Below are 367 nucleotides of genomic sequence, written 5' to 3' on the forward strand. Positions count from 1 at the left end.
GAGACAGTATCTAACCTACTCCGCCAGCAGAATGCCGGTTAGCACCGGATGGCCATCGGCGACGTAATCGTAACTGCTCTTTACGACGGTACGGTWGCCATCAACCCCCTGAACTTCGCCGACGTCACTGACGACGCGTGACCGCGCTGAAGCGCCTCTTCCTTGCCACCGAAGGCGAGATCGACACCGCCGTCAACGCATGGATCATCGACACCGGCTCGCGTGTAATTCTGGTTGATGCCGGATCCGGCACGGTAGCGGGCCCGACGATGGGCCGACTGCTGGAAAACCTCGAAGCCGCTGGTTACAAGGCTGGAGATGTCAGCGCGCTGCTGATCACCCATCTTCACATCGACCACGTGTCTGG

At 60.1% G+C, this 367-nt stretch carries 1 protein-coding gene; it reads left to right on the forward strand.

All coding sequences use genetic code 11. The features are described 5' to 3' along the window. Window positions 1-137: 137 nt before the first annotated feature. A partial coding sequence (locus AC1D0P_RS32140; RefSeq protein WP_477680425.1) for an MBL fold metallo-hydrolase occupies window positions 138-367 on the forward strand: 230 nt, incomplete at its 3' end.

It is taken from the genome of Polaromonas sp. P1_G2 (genome assembly GCF_056405515.1).